Annotated in this window: 4 protein-coding genes; all 4 read right to left on the bottom strand. The window is 72.6% G+C overall.

The window, feature by feature from the left end; genetic code table 11:
• Window positions 1-61: 61 nt before the first annotated feature.
• From HG542_RS33960 to HG542_RS33945, 4 genes are read right to left on the bottom strand one after another with little or no spacing between them, the layout of a single operon-like run.
• A complete protein-coding gene (locus HG542_RS33960; RefSeq protein WP_171088261.1) occupies window positions 62-697 on the bottom strand; it encodes a response regulator transcription factor in 636 nt (211 codons plus the stop codon).
• The gene (locus HG542_RS33955) at window positions 694-1,908 is read right to left on the bottom strand and encodes a sensor histidine kinase (protein ID WP_227723446.1); all 1,215 of its coding nucleotides are present in this window, start codon (window positions 1,906-1,908) and stop codon (window positions 694-696) included. Before HG542_RS33955 ends, HG542_RS33960 begins: the two co-directional genes overlap by 4 nt.
• Before the next feature lie 37 nt (window positions 1,909-1,945).
• Window positions 1,946-2,749 (bottom strand): ABC transporter permease, encoded by an 804-nt coding sequence (locus HG542_RS33950; protein ID WP_171088259.1) that lies wholly within the window; start codon window positions 2,747-2,749, stop codon window positions 1,946-1,948.
• Window positions 2,749-3,702, bottom strand: coding sequence for an ABC transporter ATP-binding protein (locus HG542_RS33945; RefSeq protein WP_171088256.1), 954 nt, complete (start codon window positions 3,700-3,702; stop codon window positions 2,749-2,751). The genes HG542_RS33950 and HG542_RS33945 overlap by 1 nt, the downstream gene beginning before the upstream one ends.
• Window positions 3,703-3,862: the final 160 nt, after the last annotated feature.

Raw genomic sequence — 3,862 nt, 5'->3', positions numbered from 1 at the left:
TGCTCTACCAACTGAGCTACGTCCGCATTTCGCTCCGCGCTTCCGTGCGGTGCGGGTACCACTATAGCCAACCCTGAGCGCGTGCTGTGCGCGCTGCCGCGTGACGGTTCTCCGCACCCAGCTTCGCAGCGGCCGAGGAGAGGTAGTTCCGGACCGTCCCCGGCGTCAGCCGGGCCCGCTCCGCGATCTCCGCGATGGGGGCTCCGTCCTCCGCCAGTTCCAGCAGTTCGGCCTCGCGCGCGGTCAGCGGGGAGTCGCCCGCACTGATCGCGTCGGCAGCCAACTCCGGGTCCACGTAGCGGTTTCCGGCGTGCACGCTGCGGATGATCTCGGCGAGCCGCTGCGCCGAGACCGTTTTCGGGACGAACCCCCGCACCCCCGCCTCCAGGGCCCGCTTCAGGTGCCCGGGGCGGCCGTGACTCGTCACGATCATGGAGCGGCACGAGGGCAGTTCGGCGCGCAGGGATGTGGCCACCATCACACCGTCGGTGCCCGGCATCTGGAGATCCAGCACCGCCACATCGGGCCGCTGCGCCCGCGCCATGGCGAGCGCCTCCGGACCGGACGCGGCCTCGGCGACGATCTGCAGGTCCTCCTCCAGCCCGAGCAGCGCGGCGAGGGCGCCGCGGATCAGGTGCTCGTCGTCGGCGAGCAGAATGCGGATGGGGGCGGAGGTCCCGCCCGTTCCCTCGGTCATGCGGCTGCCGCCTCCCCGATCTCGGCCGTCACCCGGAACGTACCCCGGTCACCGGGCCCGGCCGTCAGCGTGCCGCCCAGCACCGCCAGCCGCTCCCGGAGCCCCGCGAGCCCCGAACCGCCCTTCCCGGACGGTGCCGGACCCGCGGGGCGGACGCCGTCGTTCTCTATGACCAGCACCGTCCGTGCCCCCGCGTCCATGACGCGCAGCCGCACCGCGCAGCGGGTCGCCTCCGCGTGCCGCAGCACATTGGTGGTCGCCTCGCGCACCACCCACGCGAGGGCCGACTGCACGGGTGCCGGCAGCCGGTCGCTGCCCGCGTCCTCGATGCGGCAGTCGATCCCGGCGGCGCTCAGCACGCCGCGCGCGCCCACCAGTTCCGTGTGCAGGTCGGCCTCCCGGTAGCCGCGCACGACCTCGCGGACCTCGCGCTGGGACTCCTGCGCGATGCGCTGCACCTCGGCCATCTGGTCCACCGCGGCCTCCGAGCCGCGCCGGGCGAGCTGCACCGCGAGCTCGCTCTTGAGCGCGATCACCGCCAGGTTGCGGCCCATCACGTCGTGCATGTCCCGCGAGAACCGCAGCCGTTCCTCGGCCACGGCGAGCCGGGCCTGGATCTCCCGGGCGGCGTCGACCTCCCAGACGATGGCGAGCATCCAGCCGGACATGCGCACCACCAGCACGATCCATCCGCAGATGAACAGCAGGAAGACCGCGTCGCCCACCGTCTCCGGCATCGTCGCCCCGGCCGCGCCGAACAACAGCGCCGTCAGGACCGAGCCGACCGTGGTCACCACTGCGTAGACGCGCTTGCGGACGAGCAGGCAGTAGGCGCCGAGGGGCGGCGTGGCGGTGGACATCGTCATCATGAGCCCGGGATGCACGCCCGGCTCCGTCGGCGAGGGCAGCGCGATGATGAGGCCCGTCGTCACCGCCAGCAGCACCAGCGAGCAGGCCATCCGCCGGCGCAGCTCGGCCGGTTTGCCGAGGTAGCGGTCGAGGGCCCGTTGCAGCAGGCCCATGCCGACCCAGCACTGCGCTGCGGTCGCGACCACCAGCGCCAGGGCGATCGGGCCCGACATGCTGCCGTCGGCGTTGGCCACGACGGCGGCCGCCTGGACCACGAAGGAGAACCAGGGGACGACGTTCAGCGCCCAGCGCATGTACAGGTCGATCTGTCCGACCTTGTTCCGGCTGCGAAACGTCCGCACCCACCCGACCACGCCTGCCGCCCCCCGTTCCCTGCGTTCAGTGCCGCGGTTCCCAGCGGAACCACCGGCGTACAGCAAACACGGCCACCACGGTCCAGGCCAACGCGGCCCCGAGGTGCCCCAGCGCCTCGCCCGTGCCCGCACCGCCGAGCCAGCCGGCACGCACCAGTTGGAGAACCGGCGTCATCGGCAGCACCTCGCAGAACGTCGCCAGTCCGTCGGGCATGGACTCCAGCGGCCAGAAGATCCCGGAGAAGACCAGCGAGAGCATGACGAACGGCAGCGCCGTGAGCTGGGAGCTCTCCGACGTCTTGGTGAACCGGGTGAACACGGCGGCCAGCGCCGCGAGCATGACGATCCCCGACAGCATGCCCGCGACGAGCAGTTCGGGCCGGGCCGGTGCCCGCATGTGCAGCCACAGCGAACCGACCACCACCAGCAGGACGCACTGCGCGAGGGCGATGGCCGCGGAGGGCAGCGCCGTGCCCGCGAGGATCTCCGCGTCCCCCGCCTCGCTCGTCCGCAGCCGCTTGAGCACGAGCTCCTGGCGGCGCGCGGTGTAGACGGTGATGAGGCTGGTGTGGACGACGAAGAGCAGGACGTAGCCGAAGGCGCCCGTCATGGTCACCTCGGTCAGGGACATCCCGGTGGCGCTCAGGTTCGCGTTCTTCGTCGCCGACCGCAGCGCGTAGATCATGAGGAACGGCATCATCAGGGCCGTGTAGAGCCCCACCCGGTTGCGCCCGAGCAGCCTCAGTTCCGCCCGGCCGAGCGCCAGCGCCCGTCCCACGACGGTCGTCGTGCCCGCCGAGACCCCCGTACCCGCCGTGCCCGTCGCCATCACGCGTCCCTCCCCGATTCCGCCGCCGTACCCGCTATCGCCAGGAACGCCTCCTCCAGCGAGGCGGTCCGCGCGTCGAGCCCCTCCAGCTCGACGTCCTTGTCCCGGGCCCACAGCAGCAGCCCGGTCAGCGTCCGCTGCAGCTCCCGTGTCTGCAGCTCCACCCGTCCGTCCGTCTCCTCGTGCCGGAGCACCCCCAGCTCGCCCAGCGGCGGCAGGTCGCCGACGAACCAGCCGTCCGGCATCGCGAAGCGGATCCGCGCCGGATACGCGCCGATCACCTCGCCCGGCGTCCCGGAGGCCACGATGCGCCCCCGGTGCATGATCGCCAGCTGGTCGGCGAGGGCCTCGGCCTCCTCCAGGTAGTGCGTGGTGAGCAGGATCGTGGTGCCCTCCGCGCGCAGCTGCCGGACCAGCTCCCAGGTGGTGTGCCGGGCCTCCGGGTCCAGCCCGGTGGTGGGCTCGTCGAGGAAGAGCACCTCGGGCCGCCCGAGCAGGGCCAGCGCGAGGTCCAGTCGCCGCCGCTCGCCGCCCGAGAGCTGCTTGACGCGCACGTCGCGCCGCCCGTCGAGCCGGACGAGGCCGAGCGCCTCGTCGACGGGCCGGGCGCCGCTCGTGCAGCCGGCCCACATCGTCACCGTCTCGGCGGCCGTCAGCTCGGCCGGGAAGCCGCCGTCCTGCAGCATCATCCCGATCCGCGGCCGGACGGCCCTGCGCTCGGCGTACGGATCGTGGCCGAGCACCCGCGCCGAGCCGCCCGTCGGCCGGGCGAGGCCCTCCAGCAGTTCGACGGTGGAGGTCTTGCCCGCACCGTTCGTCCCCAGCAGCGCGAAGAGCTCCCCGCGCCGGACGTCGAAGGAGACGTCCCGTACCGCCTCGTATCCCTTGTCGCCGGCCGGACCGTAGCGCCGCCGCAGCCCTGAGGCCGTGATCACACTGTCCCCGTGGTTCATGTCCCCAAGCCTTCCGGCGGTTCCGGGCGGAAGGCAGTGCGAGCTGTCACGACCTGGGATGACGAATGTCATCCGGCGGCGCACGGGCATACGACGAAGGCCCCGGTCGCAATGACCGGGGCCTTCGTTCCCTGAGCGGACGACGAGACTCGAACTCGCG

Source organism: Streptomyces morookaense, from assembly GCF_013030945.1.
GTDB lineage: Bacteria > Actinomycetota > Actinomycetes > Streptomycetales > Streptomycetaceae > Streptomyces > Streptomyces morookaensis.
This window is presented reverse-complemented; position numbering and strand designations above follow the sequence as displayed.